The organism is Vibrio sp. McD22-P3 (assembly GCF_021568915.1).
Classification (GTDB): domain Bacteria; phylum Pseudomonadota; class Gammaproteobacteria; order Enterobacterales; family Vibrionaceae; genus Vibrio; species Vibrio mediterranei.
In genome coordinates, this window is record NZ_JAKGTN010000032.1 from 1 (window position 1) to 23,277 (window position 23,277).

Below are 23,277 nucleotides of genomic sequence, written 5' to 3' on the forward strand. Positions count from 1 at the left end.
AGATCGCTCAATGGTAGAGCTTTATCAAAAAAGAAACTCACCTGATTGGTGAGTTTTGTTGGCATCATCAAGCAGGATTGTCAGTGGTAGCAGTCGATGTCCAAACGGAGTGCTCAAGAAAGCTATTACAAGCAGTATTAGCTTCTTTTTATGAGTATAGAAAAGATGCCTTTAGATTCAAGAAAACACGAACTCTGAAAGCTCTTTAAGTGGGTTTTCATTACTACATCTTATTCATGATTTGCTAATATTCAATGTTTTGAAACTCATTCCTGTCCAGCAATGATTTAACGTGATTGCTCTAAGCCGTGTGATCAAACTTTATTCTTATCGTCTGGAAGAGCTTCAAAGTAATACATTTCCTTTCCGATCAAGCTATATTGTCCACCGGCAGCGGTGCCTTGAAGGTCGCAGCCGCTCCCCCGGTTCCGCTGGGCAGCTAAAGGGTGGTATCTGACCATTGCAGACAAGAAGAACAAGCACGTGGCACTGCAACGCCAGCGTGGGCAGGAGCGGTCTAGTAAACTGGATGCCGCCTACAGTGCAGCGCGCTGTATAGGCTTTCTGAGCATGACTGTTGAAGGTTGTGGAAAGTAGTGTGAGAGACAGTCGGTTTTCCACCTGTTTTCCATAAAAAGAGCTGGCATAACTCGCGGTGACTGCCTAAGCTGAAAATGACCTCTCAGACCGGGACAGAATAACCTTTCCATTGTTTCGAGAAAAAAATCGTGTGTAACGGTGTCGCGGCATTCAGCGCAAGCAAATTCGTCTGCTCTGAGATGGAAGTAATCACATGCAAAACATCCCGAACCTTCATCGAAACATCGGTCAATACATTACTTGATTGATTTGCTTCTGCCATTTCGTGTCTGAGTTGATCGACATCTTTAGTTAGTTGCTGGTTGTTCTCCTGAATCGCTAAGAACTGATTGGAGATGGACTGGCTTGCATCAAGGCTGCGCTGTGCTTCTTGCTCACCACGACTTATCGCCACTTGAATATTGTTGATGTCTGACGTGGTATCGGCTAGCTGAGTCACTTGGGTTTTGAACAAAGCATCTAAATCCGAAGAAGCACTTTCGATATGGTGAGTGCAACGCTGAAGCTGCTCAACTGAACCATTAACATCATTGATCAGAGAAACCAATTTATTGAGAGTGCTATCGACAGCTGAACCAATCTGACCGAACTCATCTTGCCCTGAAAAGCCAATTCGGTGATCAAGTTGACCACGCTGAACCTGCTGCATAGTATCAATGATGTGTTTGAGAAGCGGTAAAATATTCTGAGAGATGCCGGTGGATAAGAACAGCACCAACCCAACGACTACCACTGAAAAGACGATAATCGCAGCAGGCGATAGTAGTAATTGAACGCCATCGCCACCCGATAACAAACCTAAAGCGTACAAATTTGATATACATAGAACGACAATACCCAAGCAACCTACAATGCCCGGTAGCAGCATTTTTACTGGCATACTGATGTTCATAAACAGCCTATCTCGCCAGCCTATCTCAATATCACTCATTTCCATTCCCTTGATTTTCTGACCTTACGGTCAGAATATTGAGCAGGATTTAGCCGATAGTGTCAACTTATTCTGATATTGGAGTGTGAGTTTTATGATGCCTGCGGTTTTATGAATCACGTATAAATGGCATAAGAAAAACGGCACAAAGAGTGCCGTTTTTCATTAGTATCGCATTCAGCTCATAAGACGATTAGCTGATAACCATTGCGATATAGCCAAGGATTAACACGATAACGGAAGTCAGCGCATACGGCACTGGATAGCCAATCGCAGGCATGTCACTTTGAGTGGCATCTTGAGCTCCTTTCATTGCAGGTGTGCTATTCCTACCACCAGCGCAGGCACCAGCAAGAATGGCCGGATTCATCTTACGAACATACAGACCATACAACCAAGCTAATAACGGTGGAACAAGTGCTGCAGTCACGCCAAGTAACGCTATTTTAATCACAATAATGCCTTGAAATGAGGCTAGGATCTTAGGCCCCACAGTCGCAGCTAGCACCGCTACGAATAAATTAAGGCCAATATCTTGTAAGAAGCTTCGCGCCCCCTCACTCATTGGGCCGCCAAAGGCTGGGTTACGAGTTCTTAAGAACGAGAACACGATACCAGTAAGCATACAACCAGCAGATGTACCCAAGGCAAATGGGATTCCTGCAATGGTCACACTCAAGTGGCCAAACACATAACCTACTAGCAATGCTAACGCTAAGTAGAATGTTTCTGTGACTGTGCTCTCTACAATGGGCACACTATTCAACTGAGAAGCTGTTTGTTCTACACACCACTGTGAGCCTGCAATACGAACAACATCACCCACTTCTACCGCTGTATTAGGTAATAGTGGTTGTTGATGACCTTGTCGAAATAGCGCTTTGAAGTACACGCCAAAACCCACCTCAGCATGCAACTGAGCAATAGTTTTACCTGCATGTTCTGATTTACCCACATGGATGTCAGCAACTTCAATATCGACATTGCGCGCTCGAGGTTCGTCAACTTCATTGCCAATATCTGCTTCACCTTCTTTGATAAGAGCACTGTATTCACCACGAACACCGATGACATCACCTAACTGTAACGTTGGGTTCTCCGAAGCATCCAACACTTCATCGCCCCGCACGACTTTTAGCACCACTGCATCGGGGAAATGTTTATAAAGATCTTGGACCGAGCGCCCTACCAACTCTTCATGGGTCACCTTATAGGCTCGAACATCAATAGGCAATGCACCAACGTCTGAAAAGCCAAAGGTGCTAGGGAGTTTCTCGTTATCATCACCAGTAGAGAATTCTTTCTCGGCATCTTTACCAGCTTTCACTGGATCAATACCAAACATCGAAGGTAAGTATTTGATTAGCAAAATAATGAGCACCGTCGACAATACATAACTGATGGCATAGCCCGCTGCGATATTAGCACTGACTTGATCAGCGCTCATCCCCGCCGGCGGCACAAAAGCACCCGAAGTAATCGCCGATTGTGCGACACCCATTACCGCGGTAACGGTATAGCTTCCAGAGATGATACCTGCCGCATATCCAGGCTCTAATCCCATTAACTTGGCGCCAATCACGACGATGGCGAAGTTACTAAAAACAACGATTAGCCCAATTACGACAAAATCTAAGCCACCTCTCGCCAGTCCGGAAAAGAACTGAGGACCTACTTTCATGCCAATGGCGTACATAAACATCATTAAAAAGATGTCCGATACTAGGCCCGGTTCCTCAATTTTCAATCCAAAGACTGAAAATGAGGTCAACGCCAACGCAACACCAACAATCAATGTACCTGCCGTTGTACCAAGGCTCACACCTTTAACAGTAATACGTCCTAATGGGTACCCTATCGCGAGTGATAAAAATAGAAATACAAATGGGTTTTCAGATAAGTAATTAAAAAGAAAAGACATGATCTCACCTGCTACATTGTGATTGAAGCAGCAGAGCAATGCGACGCATCACCCTGCCGATTATCTAGAGCGGTGGCAACCTTAACCGTGGTTAAAGTTGCTAGACTCGTCGGCATCACTGCCGTTAACCACTGGGTGCTTATCAAAGAAATCGACACAATGTTGCAAGTCAGAAATCAGCAAGTCCGCCATGTCTCGACTAAAGCCGTGACGTACGAGAATACGCATAATAACCAGATCTTGGCGATCCGCAGGCATTGCATACGCTGCAATCTGCCAACCACGAGATCGAATGCGATCCGATAAGTCATAAAGGTTGAAGCCTGGGTTTGCACCTTTCTTGATAGACCAACTTAGTGCCGGAATACCACCGTGGCCATCGTAAATGATTTCAAACATGCCCATCTTCTCAACTTCTTTGGCAATGTAGCGTGCTGTTTCGTAGCATGCATCATGAATCTTTTTATAGCCTTCTTTACCCAATCTTAAGAAGTTGTAGTACTGCGCAACGATTTGTCCCCCTGGGCGAGAGAAGTTCAATGCAAATGTCGGCATGTTACCGCCAAGATAGTTTACATTGAAGATCAAATCCTCATGCAACGCATCAGCATCACGCCACACGACCCAACCCACACCTAATGGCGAAAGCCCAAATTTGTGGCCGGAAGCATTAATCGATTTAACACGAGGCAAGCGGAAGTCCCATTCTAAATCAGGGTCACAGAAAGGCGCTAAAAACGCACCACTGGCGCCATCAACGTGAATCGGAATATCTAAGCCTGTTTCTTCTTGAAGCTTATCTAGAGCTTCATGAACCGCTTTTACTGGCTCATACTGGCATGTGAACGTCACACCGAGAGTCGGCACTACACCAATAGTGTTTTCGTCACAACGTTTGATCACTTCTTCAGGTGTCATGATAAGGCGATCACCTTCCATTGGAATCTCACGAAGTTCAATATCCCAATAGCGCGCAAACTTATGCCAACAAACCTGTACTGGGCCACAAATAAGATTTGGTTTGTCGGTAGGTTTGCCTTGCTTCTTCATTTTTTCGCGCCAAGCCCACTTTAATGCCATCCCACCAAGCATCGCAGCTTCACTCGACCCCGTCGTTGAACAACCCATTGGGTTCTCTGCATCTGGCGCATGCCAAAGATCCGCTAACATATGAACACAACGCGATTCGATCTCGGCCGTTTGTGGGTACTCATCTTTATCAATCATGTTCTTATCGATGCATTCATCCATCAATTGATGAACTTCATCTTCTACCCATGTTTGACAAAATGTCGCTAAGTTCTGACGCGAGTTACCGTCTAGCATAAGTTCATCGTGAACAACTTGATAGGCATGTTCAGGTGCGTGCTCATTCTCAGGGATTCGATACTTGGGCATAACCACTGACAAATCTTTGGAAGAGTAAACATCATCTAACATTGAACCACGAACAGCTGACTTTTTATGAAGAGGCATAATCAATCCTTTATATCATTGAAACTATTGCGTAAGTTGTCATTAAGCGTTTGTTTTAAAAGGCACAACGACGTTGGATTAAAGTTAGTCGAGATTCCATTAACGTGCTAGTTTCATATTCGGTTGATAAGATTCAAATCGTTATTAGTAGACTTTTCTGCAGATGAGAGTAGTGCGGCCTCTCATTTTCGTCTCTAATGAATTAATCCCATGACTTTCTCAACTCATGAGATTAAATCGCTAAAATTGCCTAAAAAATTAACAAGAATCGTTACTTGAAACCTAACTAGACGCTCAACACAAACGCAATTCGACTTATACCACCCGCTCTCACTGTAAGATAAATCTTAGTGCCAGAGGCTAAGATAAACGCCTCACCATGCATTTAGTGCGACAGTAAATCCGCCCTACTTGAAGCTTTGATTTACCCTTTTGTTAGTTTGGCTCTCTTTTTGCTTATTATTTGTTCGTTTTATCCTAACTAATAACGAAAATTGGAGATACCACTACATGGATAACCGTATCATTAAGGTTTCAAGGAATACTGAAAAAGCGCCCGTAAGCCCAATATCTACACAGTCTGTTGCCTTTTCTCACTACAATAATATTTCGGCTCAATTACCCATCGATCCTGCTACCAAGACTCTTATTGAGGGTGGTATAGAGCAGCAGGCAAAACAGTGTCTGAAAAATATCAAAATGATAGTAAACAGCATTGAGCATACGATGAGTGACGTGGTGAGGATCAACGTTTACCTAAAAAACATTACCGACCTCGACAAAGTCAATGAAGTCTATGCTTCCTTCTTTCCTCTACACCGCCCCACATATACGTCACTTGCAGTCGCTGACTTGCCAATGAAAGGGGCGTTGGTACAAATGGACGCTGTCATTTCAAACGGCGAAGGTACCTACCCTCAAGACCCTTGTGATTTGGTGAAGTTAACTCGAAATAGCGTCAACGCGCCGATAACACCACTCTCAAGCCAGACTGTTGCGTTTTCCCACTACAATCATATTTCAGCTCAGCTGCCTATCGAACCAAAGTCGGGGAATGTAGTGACAGGCGGGATAAAAGAACAGACACAACAATGTCTACGCAATATCAAAACGATACTCGAAAGCATTGACGTGCCGATGGATGATATCGTCAAAACAAATATTCATATCACAAAGTTGGAGGATCTTGAGGCCGTTGACGAAGTGTATAAAACCTTCTTCCCAGATTCTTCCATTGCTCGTGCCGTTAATTACTTACCTGCACGCTCCAGTGTGGTTGTGGAAGGCTTAGCGCTGGATGCACTCGTACAAATAGATGCGACCGTTTCTCACGGCGATGGTACACCGCCTCAATTAGTTGAAGACCGTCACGGCATCGTTATTAAGGCAACCAATACCGAAAAAGCACCGTTAAACGCCCTATCGACGCAAAGCGTGGCCTTCTCTCACTACAACAATATCTCAGCGCAACTGCCTATTGATCCTTCGATTGGTAAGATTGTTGCTTCAGGGACAAAAGAACAGGCGATGCAATGCTTCGAGAACATTAAAGCCATCGTAGAAAATATCGACCACGTGATGGATGATATTGTTAAACTCAACATTCAGCTAAAAGACATGAATGATTTGTGCGCACTAGAAGAAGTATTGAGAAGCTATTTCAGTGATTTGTTGCCAGCGTTGACCGTTATTGGCGTATCCAGTTTACCGTCTAATGCGGTAGTTCAAATAGATGCCATTATGTCGAACGCCGAAGGTACGCCGCCGAACAAATAGGCTAATGGCAGCTCGCTGACAAGGTTTCCTACTGACCTGAGTGCCCTTGAAGTTATCTTCTAGGGCACTTTTACTAACGAAACACCGATCTATTACAATGTGATGCTCTTAACCATCCCAGCTTCTGCATGGCCTGGAATGTTGCAAGCAAACTCGACTTGTTTCTCACCATGAAAATGCCATAGCAACTGCCCTGCTTTGCCTGGTTCAAGATAAACCACGTTGCCCATACCATGATGATCATGTCCCGCTGGCATCGATTTCATCATTTCACGGTGTTCCAATTGTTCTGCAATAGAACCGATAGAAAACTCATGGTCGATTTTGCCAGTGTTCATGACCACAAACTGAACGACGTCATTAGGTTCTATCTTAACATCACGCTTAAAAGTGATTTTCATGTCATCCGTTAAAATGACATGTACCACTTTATCGGGTTTCGCTCCCTTGGCAGGCATACCCACAGCAGACATCCCATCCATGTTCATCATATTACTATGGTCCATCTTAGCGTCGTCCATATTAGAATGATTCATCATGCCATGGTCCATATTGGAGTGATCCATTTTCGAATGATCCATACCTTCTGCCATCACGGCGGTTGAAGCGATGGTAAGTGCTAATGTTATCAGTGTTTTTTTCATGATTGCGTCCTTTTTGAATAAGTGATTAGCAGCCTCTTTATTAGGAGGCCGCTAACGGTTATTGGTTAATTTCTTTTGATTTCCATAACTTGTAGATAGCCGGAAGGACCAGCAATGTGAGCAGTAATGCGGACGCCATGCCGCCAATCATTGGAGCGGCGATCCGTTGCATCACTTCAGAGCCAGTACCTGACCCGTACATAATTGGAATAAGACCGATGATGACTGTTAACACCGTCATCATGACGGGTCGCACACGCAGCCCTGCGCCTTCTCGGATTGCCTCGGTTAACATATCGCGCGTTAGTGGTGCTTGATTTTCTTGTGCCGCTAGTTTGCGTGCATGCCATGCTTGATTTAGGTAAACCAGCATAATGACTCCAATCTCGACCGCTACCCCAGCAAGCGCGATAAAGCCCACTCCTACAGCAATCGAGAAGTTGTACCCAAGGTAATGCATAAGCCACAACCCACCTACCATGGCGAGCGGCAGTGTCCCCATAATGACCAGCACTTCACCGACCCTTCTAAAACTCAGGTAAAGCAGCAACATAATGATGGAGAGAGTGACAGGCACAACAACGCTCAAACGCTCTTTGGCGCGCTCCATATACTCATATTGACCAGACCACGTTAGCGAGTACCCCGCGGGTAGGGACAATTGCTCCGCCACAACGTTTTGAGCTTCGGTGACATATGACCCAAGATCGCGCTCAGCAATATCAACAAAAACCCAGCCGTTCGGGCGGGCGTTCTCAGTCTTAATCATTGGCGGGCCATCTTCGTAGCGAATTTCCGCCACATCTGCTAACGCGATTCGAGCACCATTTGGAGTGACAAGAGGCAGGTTCTGTAGCTTCACCACCGAATCACGATAATCTTGTGGATAGCGAACGTTTATTGGGTATCGCTCCAACCCTTCCACTGTCTCGCCCACATTCATACCACCCACTGCCGTTGACACAACTTGCTGAACATCACTGACGTTCAGACCATAACGCGCGGCGGCGAGTCGTTTGATATCAATCGTGACATATCGTCCACCCGCTACCCTTTCGGCATATACCGACACCGTGCCTTGAATCGTATTGAGGATAGGTTCGATATTGGCACCTATCTCCTCGATGACTTTGAGATCAGGTCCAGCGATCTTGATACCTATTGGCGTCTTTATCCCAGTGGCCAACATGTCGATGCGAGTCTTAATTGGCATTACCCACGCGTTTGTTAGCCCTGGGAACTGAACCAAATCATCAAACTCCTTACGTAGTGATTCTGTGGTAACGCCATCTCGCCACTCTGAGCGAGGCTTCAATTGGATGGTGGTCTCAATCATGGTTAAAGGGGCTGGGTCAGTGGCAGTTTCTGCACGACCAATCTTGCCCCACGCAGTCTCGACTTCAGGAACGGTCTTGATCAACTTGTTGGTTTGTTGAAGCAGTTCACGTGCTTTACCAATCGAGATACCAGGATAAGTCGTTGGCATGTACATCAAATCCCCTTCATCCAAAGGCGGAATAAACTCACTACCTAACTTACTGGTCGGATAGAAAGCCGACCCCATCAAGACGATAGCCAGTACAATCATCGATTTAGGGTAACGAAGACTTAGGTTAAGCATGGGTCGATACAAGACAATCAACGCTTTGTTGACGGGATTTTTATGTTCGGGCAGCACTTTCCCACGAATAAAGTACCCCATCAGCACAGGCACCAAAGTAATGGCTAAACCCGCAGCTGCTGCCATGGCGTATGTTTTGGTATAAGCGAGTGGTGAGAACATTTTGCCTTCCTGCCCTTCAAGCGCGAACACAGGAACAAAGCTCAATGTGATAATAAGCAAAGAGAAAAACAGCGGAGCACCGACTTCTTCTGCTGCGCGTCCGATAACTTGCCAGCGGTTTTTATCGGTGAGGGGCGTTTTCTCGATATGTTTGTGAACATTTTCGATCATCACTATCGCACCATCGACCATAGCCCCAATGGCAATAGCGATCCCACCCAACGACATAATATTGGCGTTAATCCCTTGCCAGTGCATGACGATAAATGCGGACAAAATGCCAATGGGCAAACTAATAGCAATCACAAGTGAAGAACGAATGTGGAATAAGAACAGTGCACAGACTATGGCTACTACCACGAACTCTTCTGCCAACTTCTTCCATAGATTTTCAACCGCCGCATCGATGAGCGTTGAACGGTCATAAGTCGCAACAATCTCAACGCCATCAGGCAGACCGCCTTGCAGCTCTTCCAACTTTGCTTTGACATCATGAATAACCTGACTGGCGTTCTCCCCAAAACGCATAACGATAACGCCACCAACCGCTTCACCTTCACCATTAAACTCGGAAATACCACGACGCATTTGAGGCCCAAGATTGATGTCCGCGATATCCCCCAGCAATAGAGGAGTACCTTTGCTCGTCACCTTAAGAGGAAGCGCTTTGATATCCTCAATGCTACTCAAGTAACCCGTAGTGCGAACCATATGTTCAGCCTCACCGACCTCTATCACTGATGCACCAGTCTCTTGGTTACCATTTTTGATAGCCATGTTGACCTGCTGCAAGGTCAGGTCATAAGCACGTAACTTAGCAGGATCAATTTGGACCTGATACTGCTTGACCATACCGCCTACCGTCGCGACTTCCGAAACGCCAGCAACTGTCTGTAACTCATACTTTAAAAACCAGTCTTGTATACTGCGAAGTTCTGCTAGGTCATGCTGGCCTGTCTTGTCTTGTAGTACGTAGCTGTAAATCCAGCCCACCCCTGTCGCATCGGGACCCAAAGTCGGCTTTGCCTGTGCTGGTAAGTTAGGCGTAACTTGGCTTAAGTACTCTAAAACCCGCGAACGTGCCCAGTACATGTCGGTATCATCGTTGAAGATAATGTACACATACGAATCACCGAAGAAGGAGTATCCCCGCACCGTTTCTGCGCCCGGCACCGCTAACATGGCGGTCGTCAGAGGATAAGTAACCTGATCCTCAACAACCTGAGGAGCCTGTCCCGGATAACTGGTTTTGATAATCACCTGAACATCTGACAGATCAGGAATAGCGTCAACAGGTGTATTCTTCACACTGTACAAACCTGCTAACGTCAAAAAGCAGGTTGCGACCAAGACGAGAAAACGATTATTGATAGACCAACGAATAATGGCTCCAATCATGGCTGACCTCCTCCACGCTGCAGATCAATAAGCACATAGTCCGAACCCTGCTTCGTCACTAAGAAGCGCACCGTTTCGCCTTCAGAGAAGCCAGTTAAATCCACATCTCCTTGAGAAGTGAAGTTCATTTCTCCGGCTTCCCAGCCCCATTCAGCAACGGCGTTGTGACTGAGGGTTATCATGCCAAAATCAGCCATCAACATGGTGATATCCCCTTGAACCCAAACTTGCTCGACAACCCGTTTGTCACTCACTTTGAGATCGATAATGGCGTATTGTCCTGAGTCGGTCTTTGCCATTTCAAACTCAACCTGTTGACCCGATTGCAAGGTGTTAAGGTTGACACCCTTGTCCACCGTGAAATCCATCGTCATCCCCGGCCAATCCCACTCTGGTACGGGTTGGTGATTAATGGTCAACATATTGTGCCCTGCCATCACACTCGTGATTTCACCTTGCGCCCACACAGTCTCCGCTGGCAGTTCTACACCGTTGATTCGTGACAAATCCGCACTTTGGCTTGACTCCGAATCCAACATAAACTGCGCAGAGGTCACCACCTTGTCACTTGTGGTCAATCCTGCTAACACCTCAACTCGGTCACGGGCCTCTCGTCCAATGTCGATACGTGCCGAGCGGTATTTACCGCCTCCTTCGGATAACACCACGCGAGTCATCCCTCCAGAGCGAATCACGCTTGAACGAGGTATAGTGAGCACCGCATGCTCCGTCTTGGGTTGCAGCGCAATGTTGGCAAACATATTTGGCTTCAATTGATGATCTGGGTTAGCAAACTTGAGTCTTACTCTTAGTGTTCTCGTTGCAGGGTCGAGAATCGGATAAACATAGTCAATTTCTCCTTGCCATTCCCTGCCTGATAGCGCGTCTAATGTCATCGTTGCTTGGCTACCCGCTTTGATCCATTCGGCTTGGCGTTCGAACACTTCAGCATCGACCCAAACTTCATCAATTGGCCCCGCGCTGATAACCGATTGAGCTGGGGACAAATAGCCACCTTCTCGGATATTCAATGTAGCCACCACACCATTGCCCAGTGCCTTGATATCAATGGTCTGGGACGCTTTGCCTTGCTTGACTATCTGGTTAATTTGAGCTTGGTCTACACCCAGGGAAATTAAACGCTCCGTGGCGCCTTTAACCAAACTACTGCGTCCTGTGCGATGGGCATTAAGTAACTCTTCCTGCGCTTTGACCAGCTCTGGTGAATAAAGCTTGAATAACACATCTCCTTTGTTAACACGCTCTCCCACAGCATTGATATAGAGCTTTTCGACCCAGCCTGCAACGCGCACATTGGTTTGCCACAAACGACTTTCATCAAAAGCGATATAGCCGACTGTCTCGATACGCGGCGATAGCTTCGCTAGCTTTACCGGTTCTGTTTTTACTCCTAAATTGTTCTCCACCGCCGGGTTGATGTTGACCGTTCCTGGTTTGTCATTACCACCGTTAAGGTCATCGGCGTACACAGGAATAAGGTCCATTCCCATTGGGGATTTACCTGGTTGACCGCGTTGATAGTTTGGGTCCATCGGTGCTACCCAGTACAGCGGCTCTTTCGCTCCCGTTGTACTGGCATTTTCATCGGACGCCTCCGCCATGTTATGACCTCCGACATAAGGAGCGACTAGCACACCAATTCCAGCGCCAACCGCTAAGGCCAATAGCGCAACATTCAATGTCTTCATCTTTGTTTACCTTCTCAGAATTATTGTTGTTTTGATGGCACTGAAAGCACCGGAGTTGAGGCTTGATAATCAAAACCACCCAGAAAATAGGACAGGTCGCTATTGACCAAGCTAAGATCGGTTTCCAACCTCAGCGCCTCTAGCTCTATTGCCAGTTCGTCTCTAGAGGCGGTGATCACATCACTAAATTGCGCAGTGCTGTTTTCATAACCTCTTTCTACAGCTTTGGTGCGAGCTTTAGCCTGAGAAAGGAGACTTTGACGATAACGTTCAAGACGTTCGGTGAGGTTTTGCCTATCCATTGTCAGTGCACTGACTTTGGCGTACATCTGAGAAAGCAATGCATCCTTATTAGATTTGGAGGCGACCACTTGATACTCGGCAGCGGCATGATTTTTATCCTGACGATTACCAGTGAACAGAGGAATATCCATCGTGACATAAGCGCTCACTAAATCTGGCGCTGGCTCACCGCGCATATTGTTAGCTTGTCGATGGGCATACATCGCTTCAACGCCAAACTGCGGTTTGTACGCTTCCTCTGCAATGGCTACTTGGGTTTCACTTGCAGCTATTTCAATATCTGCCATGCGAGCCATTGGGTGCTGATTAAGAATGGCGTAGTAGTCCGAACGACTGTGCTCTAAAAGACGACCTTCCAACCTCAGCCAGTCTGAAGTCGTGGTCGCCTTAAGAGTCGGCTGATTAGACAACCATTGAGCACCTAACCATTCGGAGAGCTGAGCAATCAGGCGATTTTGCATTTGACGGTTGGCCTGCAACTTTTCATCCAGCTTACTGACCTGCAACTGAGCCTGAATCAGATCTTGAGATTCACTGTTACCAATGGCGTAGTTAGTTTGGATAAAGCGAACCATTTCTCGCATTAGGCCCTGACTTTCCAGCAGCACACGCTCTGACTGTTGCTGAAATCCCAGCTCATACCACAGCTTTGAGATACTGTTTGCTATCTCAAGCTCACGTGTCTGTACTTGAAATTCAATACCATCAGCTTGCTTTTGCGTTTTTTGGTTTTGCAGGGCTAACGTCGACCCTCGTCCAAACTGTTGCATCAAACCCACTGACACGTTTGTCATGGGATCTTGGTCGAATTGAAAGCTGTCCGTTGGTAGACCGCCGACGCCAACTTTTATTACTGGATCTTTCAGCGTAGCGCTAGCAATCCCAGACTGCCTTAACGATTCTGATTGAGCGTAGAATCGAACTCTACTTGCATCATTGGCGATCGACAATTCGATCAGCTGTTGCAGCGTCACTGAACCAAGCTGTTCCTCGCTTGGGTTATTAACTTGCATCGTGGCGACATTGTCTGCCAAAGCAGACATCGGCATCCACAAGGCGGCGCTCACGGTAAGCGCAACCAAAGTAATAGATTTGTTCACGATAGTATCCAATCTGCGCGCTTAAATAATAAGCACGATTAAAAAGCTTCTTAGAGCTCTAAGAAGGGCTAGAAAATTAGATTGGATTACGCTCTAGGGGGTCGATCGAGGCCGTTTGCTCGATAAATAGGACTAAACGCAAGTTCGAGCGTTCTTTTGGAGAAGAGATAATGATGAATACCGTGCATTAAGTCTGCACTGATAACCCCAACACCGTTCGCACACGTTGCGCTACAGCAATTATGCTTTGATTCGCCACCACACTCACTGACGGCGGTTTGCTTAGAAACATTATGATGGGAGTTTGTGGAAGAATCGACACTAGCGGTACAATCTACCATTGCACCATGTTGAGAAGACAAAACAATATCATTAGAAAAAGCCATCGTTGGTGCACTAACGGCTAACGTTGATGCTAATAGCGCAACAAGCGTCAGTAACGACATCCAACGTTTTCTAATAACACTAAAGCGCATAACAAGCCTTCTACGAAAAATCTTCTTGAGTGTAGACCCTCCCCTAAGGGGAAGGTCAATAAAACTGTGAAGAAAATTTAGAAATATCGCTGTCTTTTCGCTAAGCCAAATTGAGCTCTAAATACGTTTTCACTCATTGGGTTATTTTCATATTTTCCGAGCCCAGTCGTCCATAACTCTTCGTCCCGACCATCCATTTTAATACCTTGAAGACAATGTAAAGAATGAATCAGCTCATGAGCTAGCACCACATAAGGCTCTGCCTTCTCACCTCTTCGGGTTACAACCTGAACGTTGGTAAAACGCATATGACATACGGAACCCGTGGCGTTGGTGGCAGATTTTTGATCTAAAGCGGAATTGTGGCTGCCTCCAGAGATCCAGAATGGACATCCTTGAGGTGCGTGTTTGGCGAGGTTTGAAGGTGTCATGCCTGTCAGCTTTTGGCTGTAATCTTGTGCGTATTCAATCTCAAGGTTGTAGCCACTTTGGGTAAAGTGAAGGTGTGTCGGAACACACATTACATTCACACCTCGAGGAAAAGAACCACGAAAAGCAGGTGTCGCCGCTTGAATCGATGAAAGTAATGATTTTCCTGCTGAAACCTGCTTTAGCTTGCGAAGGTTCTCTTCCATAATCACTCTGAAGTAAGGGTTCTTACTTGGGTCATATTGCACTGCGAATCCAGGAAAAGCGGGAAGGAGTTGAGTAATTTCTGCCATAATTCACCTCTCACTTTGCAGCTTGCGTCTAGTACCATAACGTCCGTGTCTAGAGTGTCATCTGCTCAGCTGATAAAGTTATGTGGTTGTAGCCACGATGAATTTTGAGTCTAGCCTTAATTTAAACAGGCATTGGCAAATAAAAATGAAGTTGGAGGAGGCTCACTATTTGGCGTGGTTTTATTGAAGATGTCATCAATGAAAAGGCAAACAAAATACCCAATATGCGCGAATACGTTCTTTTTGTAACGCTGGGTTAAAAACGCTTCCTGTGACTATTTAACCAAATAGAGAAGTGTCGAACTAACCTGAGGGATTTCTGAACTAGGGTCTTCCCTGCAAGATTGGTGACAGGTATCACAAGCACTTCCATCAGCAGGGCACTTTTGTCTCATGACGATGTCATCTAACGCCCTGATACCCTGACGAGAGTTCAATTCAATGCTCCGAAAAATCTGGCATTGTGCTTCATCAGCCGAATCAACTAACCCCAAAATAGAAACACCTTCCTGCTTTGCGATCACCAATAACTCTTCTATTTTACGTCTCAGCTCTGCACTCATCATCTACCTCATAATACTCTAGATAATTGGTTCACTCTCCTTGGACATAACGCATGCTTCCCTACCAGCGATCGAGTTCACTCTAACTGACAGTTATATAATCAAACTACTACGTTAATGAGTTGTTATACAATGGCAATTTACAAAACCATACATTATTGTCGCATTAGCGTAGAAGCTCTAAATAGAGCACCACAAAGAGGTTAACAATATGGATTTGATAGTAAAATGAGCGTCTAAATACAGCTATAAAGTAACCCCTGAATCGATTCAGTTTGTGGTTTTGTAATGTATTGTATTTGTGGGGTGTAAATCACTTAAACATCAGCGATTTTAAGCTTATGAACAATGCGTATTTGGAGAAGTTTTGTTCTACAGGTATAAATCTAGATATGATTTGCATGCGCTAGATGGCGATGCTTGCAATAAAATTCAACATAGCCCAAGTAAAATTTCAAAAAGTTAAAAGGAGATTTGCAGTAATAAGTCCGCATAATTTTGCATCAGAAGTCAGCAAACTTTAACGAATCCTGGAAATACCTCGTAGTAAAACTACTATGTTGTCACTAGGTATCCTCGAAGAGTGCTGTAGCGTTTTGTAGAAATCTTTTGAACAAAGACAAGTTACGAGCTTTCGAACCACCCAACCTATTTGCATTATTTTATTCTTATCAGCTTACGCTTAAATATAACCTTACCCGTTCCGAAAGCGATTACATTCGAATTATGCAGAGATTATTTAACAAAATGTCTCATTCGAACCTCTCTCGGTGTCTGGTCGAATACTTGTTTAAACTTAGTGGAGAAGTAATTGCTGTCCTGATAACCAACCCTGAATGCGATATCTGTAATAGATTGATCAGTATACAGAATGTCGGAAAACGCTTTGCTGGTGCGTATGTAGTGCAGATACTGATTAAAATTCATGCCCGTTAATTTCTTCATACTGTTTGTTAACTGACGCGAAGACAGTTTGACCGCCTCAGCAACATCATCAATTTCATTAACGCTAGCATAGTACTGCTGGATATGAGACAAAGCGTAAATGACCTTATCGTTGCTATTAAGCAGATCAGCGTCTTTCATTTTACCCCGCCACAGCTCAACAATAATCTGCTGAAAAATGAACTGAGTAATCATGCGTGACTCTTCACTGTCGATATGTGACTCAACATGCAAGCGTTCGATCAGCTGACGCACACTTTGTGCGGTATTTTCACTAATAAACCAGCCCGTTTCTCTATCTGATTCACCTGGCATAAAACGCTTCAGATCCGAGCAAACTTGCAGCTTATCTTTTTCAAACAGAATATTACTTAAGTAGAGGCCATCTACAGCATCGAATAAATGACGGTCTTTCTTTTTGACAAAGCAAACGTAGTTTTTACTTAGATTCATTGGTACGTCATTCATGACATGTGTACCACTTCCTTCGGAAACAATAATAATCTCTTCAAATGAGTGCGCGTGCTCAGGATAAGGCTCCTGAGGAGCTCTGAGCTCAGTAGTGACAGGACTGTTGGAGTTCATAAAGAACTCTCTCGACTTTAGATAGATCATTGCATACCTCTGCTTCCATGAGCGTAAATTTAGATGGTTTAAACTCGTTTTTCCTCGTCGAACATCTCACTTTTGCTCGCTTTTTTACTGATATTTTTAAAAGTGTGAAGGCAAAGTTGCCCACCTTAAAAAACTCACCAAAATACTCGTTTTGGATGTTAATTTTCCAAGGTTTAAATTTCTCAGCTTTGTAAGCTAATCCTAATTCCCCTGTCCTCCACATGGATAATACGTGGTGTTCTAGAGGGAAACAAACGAGAACAAAATTCACACACTTGAATTTATAGACATAAGAAACAAGAGCTTACAAGTAGCAAGGAGACAATCATGTCTGAAGCGATTACCTCTACACAAACGCAAGAAACAGAAGCAACCCTCAATGAATATGAACAAGAGCAGGTGCCCAGACACAAACTACTTGGCTGGCGGCACTTTCTCGGCTCCTATTCCGGTGAACATGTAGCCGGTACTGAGTTTGTAATCGGTGCAGCTTTTGTCGCCTGGGGAGCCAGCACATTTGATATCCTGATGGGTCTGGTGGTTGGTAACCTGATGGCAGTGCTGACCTGGGCACTCATTACCGCACCTATCGCAACCCAATCCCGATTAACTGTCTACGAATACCTGCGCAGAGTCGCAGGTCCAGGCTTTAACAAAGTCTATAACGTGGTCAACGCCGTGCTCTTCTGTGCTCTGGGCGGGGCAATGATCACAGTATCGGCCTCTGCGGTACGTATCTTATTTGATATTCCGGCGCAGACACACTGGTATCCAACCAGTGCTGCGTTCGTTGCAGTGGCACTCGCTGTAGGTGCTATTGTAGTAGCCATTGCAGTATTGGGCTTTCAGAAATGCGCTCAGTTCGCAACCGTTTGTTCACCATGGCTGCTTGTTGTGTTTGTAACTGGCGGAATGGTTGCACTTCCAGCACTGAGCAATATTGGGAACGGTGAAACCTTTACCGGCTTCGGTCAGTTCTTGTCTCTGGCGGATCAGTACATCTGGACTGGACAAACGCCTGATGGTTCACCATCTATGACCTTCTGGCAGATTGCTGCTTTCGCTTGGGTATGTAACCTAGCAATGCACGGCTCTTTAGGAGACATGGCACTGCTACGTTTTGCTAAAAGCTCAAAATACGGTTACTTCTCAGCATTTGGTATGTTCTTCGGTCACTACATTGCATGGATCTGTGCCGGTATCATGGGTGCGGGAGCTATGCTTCTGATGCAAACTACAATGTCTAACTTGGACGCTGGCGGTATCGCTCACGCGGTTCTTGGCGCGACAGGTATCGTTGCGGTAATCATTGCAGGGTGGACAACGTCTAATCCAACTATCTACCGTGCAGGTCTGGCAATCCAAAGTATCTTCCCGAACAAATCGCGTGCATACATCACGACTATCGTTGGTGTTGTTACCGCTATTATTGCTTGTTTCCCATTCGTATTTACCCGCTTATTAGACTTTGTGGGCTACATGGGTCTTCTGCTGGCACCAGTTGGCGCAATCATCGTGTCTGAGCACTGGGTATTCAAGAAAATCGGTCTGACTCCACTTTGGTCTAAGTACCAAGGTAACGACCTGAACAAATCGGCACTTATCACCTGGGCTATTGGTGTTGTTTTTGCGATAACGTGTGAACAGATGGGCATCCTGCATTTGTTCTTCCTTTTTGTACCGACTTACCTACTGTCTATGGCCGTTTACATCACGTTAGCGAAATCTATGGGTGCCGGTCATAACTACGCTAAACAGGAAGCGGAATACCAACAAGAGCAGAATCAACGTGAAGAGTACCATGCTGAACTAGCGAAACGCGAAGCAGCACAACAGACTGAAGCTAAGCCAGCCAGTCTGCTGGAGAAAGCTTCCGGCGCGATTGCTCTGGCCTCTCTGGCTGCGTTGGTAGTTTCTGCATTGAAAGTCTGGGGCGCAGGTGCTGACTACCAAGTGGCATTCGAGTCCTTTAAAGCGTTCGCGATTTATCCGACTGTAATTTACTTCATCTCGGCGACCACCTGGATCACTCTGCGTGACAAAGCTTAAGAGAGTATATAAATGAATGACTTAATCAGAAAAGCCTTTGTTATGCAGCTCAATGAAAGCTGTAAGGCAGAATACAAAAAACGACATGATGAAATCTGGCCAGAGTTGGTGGACGTTCTGAAAAGTCACGGCGGTCACAACTACTCCATCTTTCTCAATGAGGAGACTAATCAGCTATTTGGTTATGTCGAAATCGAGAGTGAGGAGCGTTGGGGTCGTGTTGCCAATACTGAGACTTGTCAGAAATGGTGGGCTTATATGCAAGACATTATGGCAACCAATCCGGATAACTCTCCGTTGTCTGTAACCCTAGATTCCGTCTTCTATCTGACTTAACGTTAAGACCAATCGCAGTAAATAACCAGTCACTAAGCCTCGCTATATTGCGAGGCTTATTATTTGACAGTGACGAATTTTATCCATCTGCGCTTCCCCTTTTACCGTTCAACTGCTTCCTTCTTCAAAAGAACATAAAACCAAACATTTAGAGAAGCTCTGGCAGAACTTTATCTATGCAGTATCACGTTGTTTATCAAAACTTTGAAACGCCGCATGAGCTTCTTGAAAAAAACGCACCAATTGCGTTTTTACGGGGGGATTTTTGAAGTTATTCGGTCGCAAAAAACGGTGTAATAGCTCTAAAGAACAAGAGGTGGTATTCATGATGAAGGCTGTGATTGCAATAGACCTTGGGGCGTCAAGCGGACGTGTCATGGTCGGTTATCTAAACAACGGAAAAATCGAACTCGAAGAGTTTCACCGTTTTCAAAACCAGCAAGTGATGCATGGTAATGAGTCGTGCTGGGATCTCTACTCAATTCTAGAAGAGATCAAAGTAGGCATCAATAAAGTAGTAGCGACAGGTATTGAGATTACTTCACTGGGCATAGACACCTGGGGGGTCGATTTTGTGCTGCTAAACAAGTTTGGTAAACACTTAGGTGAGTTTGTCAGCTACCGTGATGCACGTACAGAAGGTGTCCTAGATAAGCTGTTAGCGGATAATCAGCTGACCCTGCAAGATATCTACACTACAACGGGCATTCAGTTCCTGTCTTTTAACACCATTAACCAGTTAAAAGCGATCCACGATCAACAGCCTGAATGGTATGGCGAGATTGATACCTTGCTGTTTATTCCGGATTACCTTAACTACAAGCTATCCGGCGTTAAGCACTGTGAGTACACCAATGCCTCCACCAGTCAGCTTCTGGACTGCAAAGAGAAAGTGTGGAGCAAGGAGCTTATTAACGCATGTGGTGCAAAAATAAACTGGTTCCTGCCACCTAAAATGCCAAACCGCATTATTGGTGAGTACCACTTAGGCGATGTACGAATCCCGGTATCCTCTGTGGCAAGTCATGATACCGCATCAGCAGTAGCAGCAACACCAATCACTCATGAGACTATGGCTTACCTGAGTTCCGGCACCTGGTCTCTAGTGGGGATTGAAAGCTTTGAACCTTACACCGACGAACTTGCTTACCAATACAACCTGACCAACGAAGGTAATGTGGATGGTCGCTATCGCGTACTGAAAAATATCATGGGCTTGTGGCTGATTCAGCGCATTAAAGCAGAAAACCCATCACTGACGTTCCCGGATATCGCTAGTCTGGCACGCCAGGCACAGCCGTTTAAGTATATCGTCAACCCTAATGACAATGATTTCTTAAATCCTGCGTCGATGACACATGCGATTAAAAACTGGTTCAACAAGCGTGACATGGAAGCGCCGGAAACTCTTTCCGAAGTCATTCGCTGTATCTACGACAGCTTAGTCCTAGCGTACGACAGGGTACTGACCGAGCTTGCGGAAGTCACCGGCAAATCCATAACTGAATTACGTATTGTCGGCGGCGGCACGCAAGATAAGTTCCTGAACCAACTTTGTGCCGATGTTTGTCAGATCAGGGTATCGACCGAACCGACAGAAGCCTCGGCACTGGGCAACGTGATTAACCAGTTTATCGCGTCCAACATTATTACTTCGCTGGAAGAAGGCCGCCAGATTATCGATGCCTCTTCCGATGTTAAGAGCTTCACTGCAAACCCTATTGAGGGATTGGAACAAATCAAATCCCAATTCCAACAAATAACTAAATAAGGTACATAACCATGAGCAAAGAGCAGATCATTTCAGCTTACAAACAAGCAAAAGCGGTTTTTGAAAAATACGGTGTGGACACAGATAAAGCAATGGAGCTACTGAGCCAGACAGCGATCTCTATGCACTGCTGGCAAGGCGACGATGTACGTGGTTTTGAATCGCCAGAAACAGCCCTGAGTGGTGGTATCCAAGCAACGGGTAACCACCCGGGCGCGGCAAAAACACCAGATCAACTGCGTGCGGACATGGAAAAAGCTTTCTCTCTTATTCCGGGTAAGAAGCGCGTTAACCTGCACGCGATTTACATCGATGCCGATGAATATGTTGAACGTGATCAAATCAAACCTGAGCACTTTTCTCGATGGGTTGAGTGGGCGAAAAAACAAGGGCTTGGTCTGGACTTCAACCCGACTCTGTTCTCTCACCCTAAAGCAGACGACGGTCTGACGCTGTCTCACCCGGACGAAGATATCCGTCAGTTTTGGATTGAACACGTAAAAGCGAGCCGTAAGATTTCTGAGTACTTTGGCCGTGAACTTGGCACAGCATCATTTATGAACATCTGGATCCCGGACGGCATGAAAGATCAACCTGTTGACCGCCTTTCTCCACGCACACGTCTTGCAGACTCTCTGGACAAAGCTCTAGCTGAGAAGATTTCTCCTGAGTTCCACAAAGATGCTGTAGAGAGCAAACTGTTCGGTATAGGCGCAGAAGCATTCACCGTTGGCAGCAACGAGTTCTATCTAGCGTACGCTGCAACCCGCGGCACGGCACTATGCCTTGATGCAGGCCATTTCCACCCAACTGAAGTGATCAGCGACAAAATCAGTGCATGTTCACTGTACGTCAATGACCTGCAGCTACATGTAACCCGTCCGGTTCGCTGGGACTCTGACCACGTGGTGTCGTTCGATGACGAAACGCAGGCAATCATGCGTGAAATCGTACGCAACAACCTGCTGGATCGCGTAGCAATTGGCTTGGACTTTTTTGATGCATCAATCAACCGCGTGGCGGCTTGGGTTATCGGTACCCGCAACGCACAAAAAGCACTACTTAAAGCCCTGCTTGAACCAGTAGAGCAACTAAAAGCGGCAGAAGCATCCTTCGATTACACCACACGCCTTGGACTGATTGAAGAGGCTCATTCTCTACCATGGGCAGCTGTATGGAATTACCACTGTTTGCAAAACGAAGTCCCGGTTGGCTTTGATTGGATCAACGATGTGAAGGATTACGAAGCAACCATTCTGGAAACACGTTAATTCAAACCGCTCAACAATCAAACAAGTCAGATTCTACCTCTGACTTGTTTGGCTAAGTTAACTAGATATAAAAGGCTAATACTATGATTCAATTAAACGATGCAGTGATATGTGAAATAGAGAAAGTCAGTGAAGTTTCTCAGTACCTTTGGCAACGTGAATGGGCAGAGCGCAACGGCGGTAACATCTCTGTGGACATCACAGATCTATTCGATGAAATCCCGCAAGTTGACGTGCAAGAAAAAACACTGCCACTGCAACTGCCAATAGAAAGTGCTAACCGCATTTATTACGTAAAAGGTACTGGCCAACGAATCCGTGAACTGCGGGAGCCTGACTATGCGGGTTGTGTACTTAAAGTCAACGCAGCGGCAAACGGTTACCAAATCATCTGGGGCGGAAAAGCGAGTGAAGATTTCGCCCCAACCTCTGAATTTATCAGCCATATTAAGATTCTTGTAGAAAAAAGCAAAGCAGGCTCTGACCACAAATCCGTAGTTCACACTCACCCACTTGAACTGATTGCGCTTTCTCATCACTCAGACATTTCAAAGAGCAGCGAGCTGTTCACCCATACCTGCTGGAAGATGCTGCCGGAAGTCCGTGCATTCGTCCCACGCGGTATCGGCATGATCCCGTACTGTCTGCCTTCTTCAGAAGAGTTAGCGGATGGTACAACAGCAGCATTGCTTAAGCATGACGTTGCGATCTGGGAAAAACACGGTGCAACCGCTTCCGGTGCCGATGCGCTGCAAGCATTTGATTACGTAGATGTCGCCAACAAAGGCGCAAAATTATACCTGATGTGTATAGCTGCTGGTTATGAGCCTGAAGGTGTGACGAGAAAAAATATGGATATTTTGAAACGAGAATTCAATCTATAGAGGT

17 protein-coding genes are annotated in these 23,277 nt (G+C 45.7%); 6 read left to right on the forward strand and 11 right to left on the reverse strand.

The window, feature by feature from the left end; translation table 11 throughout:
* Positions 1-682 precede the first annotated feature (682 nt).
* The 3 genes from L2W36_RS25190 to L2W36_RS25200 all read right to left on the reverse strand — a co-directional run bounded on the left by L2W36_RS25190 (position 683) and on the right by L2W36_RS25200 (position 4,928).
* Positions 683-1,531: a methyl-accepting chemotaxis protein gene (locus L2W36_RS25190; protein WP_236111884.1), complete on the reverse strand. Its 849-nt coding sequence runs from the start codon at positions 1,529-1,531 to the stop codon at positions 683-685.
* Positions 1,532-1,724: 193 nt separating this feature from the next.
* Positions 1,725-3,452, reverse strand: a complete 1,728-nt coding sequence (locus L2W36_RS25195) for an aspartate:alanine exchanger family transporter (RefSeq protein ID WP_062463293.1) — start codon at positions 3,450-3,452, stop codon at positions 1,725-1,727.
* A gap of 81 nt (positions 3,453-3,533) precedes the next feature.
* Positions 3,534-4,928 (reverse strand): glutamate decarboxylase, encoded by a 1,395-nt coding sequence (locus tag L2W36_RS25200; protein WP_038229893.1) that lies wholly within the window; start codon positions 4,926-4,928, stop codon positions 3,534-3,536.
* Between the two features lie 510 nt (positions 4,929-5,438).
* On the opposite strand from L2W36_RS25200, the gene L2W36_RS25205 reads away from it, so the two are divergent.
* Complete coding sequence (locus tag L2W36_RS25205; RefSeq protein ID WP_236111885.1) at positions 5,439-6,704, forward strand: RidA family protein; 1,266 nt, start codon at positions 5,439-5,441, stop codon at positions 6,702-6,704.
* Between the two features lie 92 nt (positions 6,705-6,796).
* Here L2W36_RS25205 and copI read toward each other — a convergent pair whose 3' ends face one another.
* The 8 genes from copI to L2W36_RS25245 form a co-directional block, all read right to left on the reverse strand.
* A complete protein-coding gene (copI, locus tag L2W36_RS25210; RefSeq protein WP_124940803.1) occupies positions 6,797-7,348 on the reverse strand; it encodes a copper-resistant cuproprotein CopI in 552 nt (183 codons plus the stop codon).
* Between the two features lie 58 nt (positions 7,349-7,406).
* Complete coding sequence (locus L2W36_RS25215; RefSeq protein ID WP_236111886.1) at positions 7,407-10,529, reverse strand: efflux RND transporter permease subunit; 3,123 nt, start codon at positions 10,527-10,529, stop codon at positions 7,407-7,409.
* Positions 10,526-12,238, reverse strand: a complete 1,713-nt coding sequence (locus tag L2W36_RS25220; RefSeq protein ID WP_236111887.1) for an efflux RND transporter periplasmic adaptor subunit — start codon at positions 12,236-12,238, stop codon at positions 10,526-10,528. Before L2W36_RS25220 ends, L2W36_RS25215 begins: the two co-directional genes overlap by 4 nt.
* A gap of 20 nt (positions 12,239-12,258) precedes the next feature.
* A complete protein-coding gene (locus L2W36_RS25225) occupies positions 12,259-13,590 on the reverse strand; it encodes a TolC family protein (RefSeq protein WP_171389310.1) in 1,332 nt (443 codons plus the stop codon).
* Between the two features lie 137 nt (positions 13,591-13,727).
* A complete protein-coding gene (locus L2W36_RS25230; protein WP_006071362.1) occupies positions 13,728-14,117 on the reverse strand; it encodes a hypothetical protein in 390 nt (129 codons plus the stop codon).
* Positions 14,118-14,194: 77 nt separating this feature from the next.
* Positions 14,195-14,839 carry a M91 family zinc metallopeptidase gene (locus L2W36_RS25235; protein WP_006071363.1) on the reverse strand — a complete coding sequence of 215 codons (645 nt, stop codon included), beginning with the start codon at positions 14,837-14,839 and terminating at the stop codon, positions 14,195-14,197.
* A gap of 275 nt (positions 14,840-15,114) precedes the next feature.
* Positions 15,115-15,405 (reverse strand): hypothetical protein, encoded by a 291-nt coding sequence (locus L2W36_RS25240; RefSeq protein WP_006071364.1) that lies wholly within the window; start codon positions 15,403-15,405, stop codon positions 15,115-15,117.
* A gap of 732 nt (positions 15,406-16,137) precedes the next feature.
* Complete coding sequence (locus tag L2W36_RS25245; protein ID WP_236111888.1) at positions 16,138-16,932, reverse strand: helix-turn-helix domain-containing protein; 795 nt, start codon at positions 16,930-16,932, stop codon at positions 16,138-16,140.
* Positions 16,933-17,289: 357 nt separating this feature from the next.
* On the opposite strand from L2W36_RS25245, the gene L2W36_RS25250 reads away from it, so the two are divergent.
* From L2W36_RS25250 to rhaD, 5 genes are all read left to right on the forward strand, one after another.
* Positions 17,290-19,011, forward strand: a complete 1,722-nt coding sequence (locus L2W36_RS25250) for a purine-cytosine permease family protein (RefSeq protein WP_236111889.1) — start codon at positions 17,290-17,292, stop codon at positions 19,009-19,011.
* 12 nt (positions 19,012-19,023) lie between these two features.
* Entirely contained in the window at positions 19,024-19,347 is a 324-nt protein-coding gene (gene rhaM / locus L2W36_RS25255) for an L-rhamnose mutarotase (RefSeq protein ID WP_006071368.1), read from the forward strand.
* A gap of 325 nt (positions 19,348-19,672) precedes the next feature.
* Positions 19,673-21,118 (forward strand): rhamnulokinase, encoded by a 1,446-nt coding sequence (rhaB, locus tag L2W36_RS25260; RefSeq protein ID WP_236111890.1) that lies wholly within the window; start codon positions 19,673-19,675, stop codon positions 21,116-21,118.
* Between the two features lie 11 nt (positions 21,119-21,129).
* Complete coding sequence (locus L2W36_RS25265) at positions 21,130-22,389, forward strand: L-rhamnose isomerase (protein WP_006071370.1); 1,260 nt, start codon at positions 21,130-21,132, stop codon at positions 22,387-22,389.
* Between the two features lie 83 nt (positions 22,390-22,472).
* A complete protein-coding gene (gene rhaD / locus L2W36_RS25270; RefSeq protein ID WP_236111891.1) occupies positions 22,473-23,273 on the forward strand; it encodes a rhamnulose-1-phosphate aldolase in 801 nt (266 codons plus the stop codon).
* Positions 23,274-23,277 lie beyond the last annotated feature (4 nt).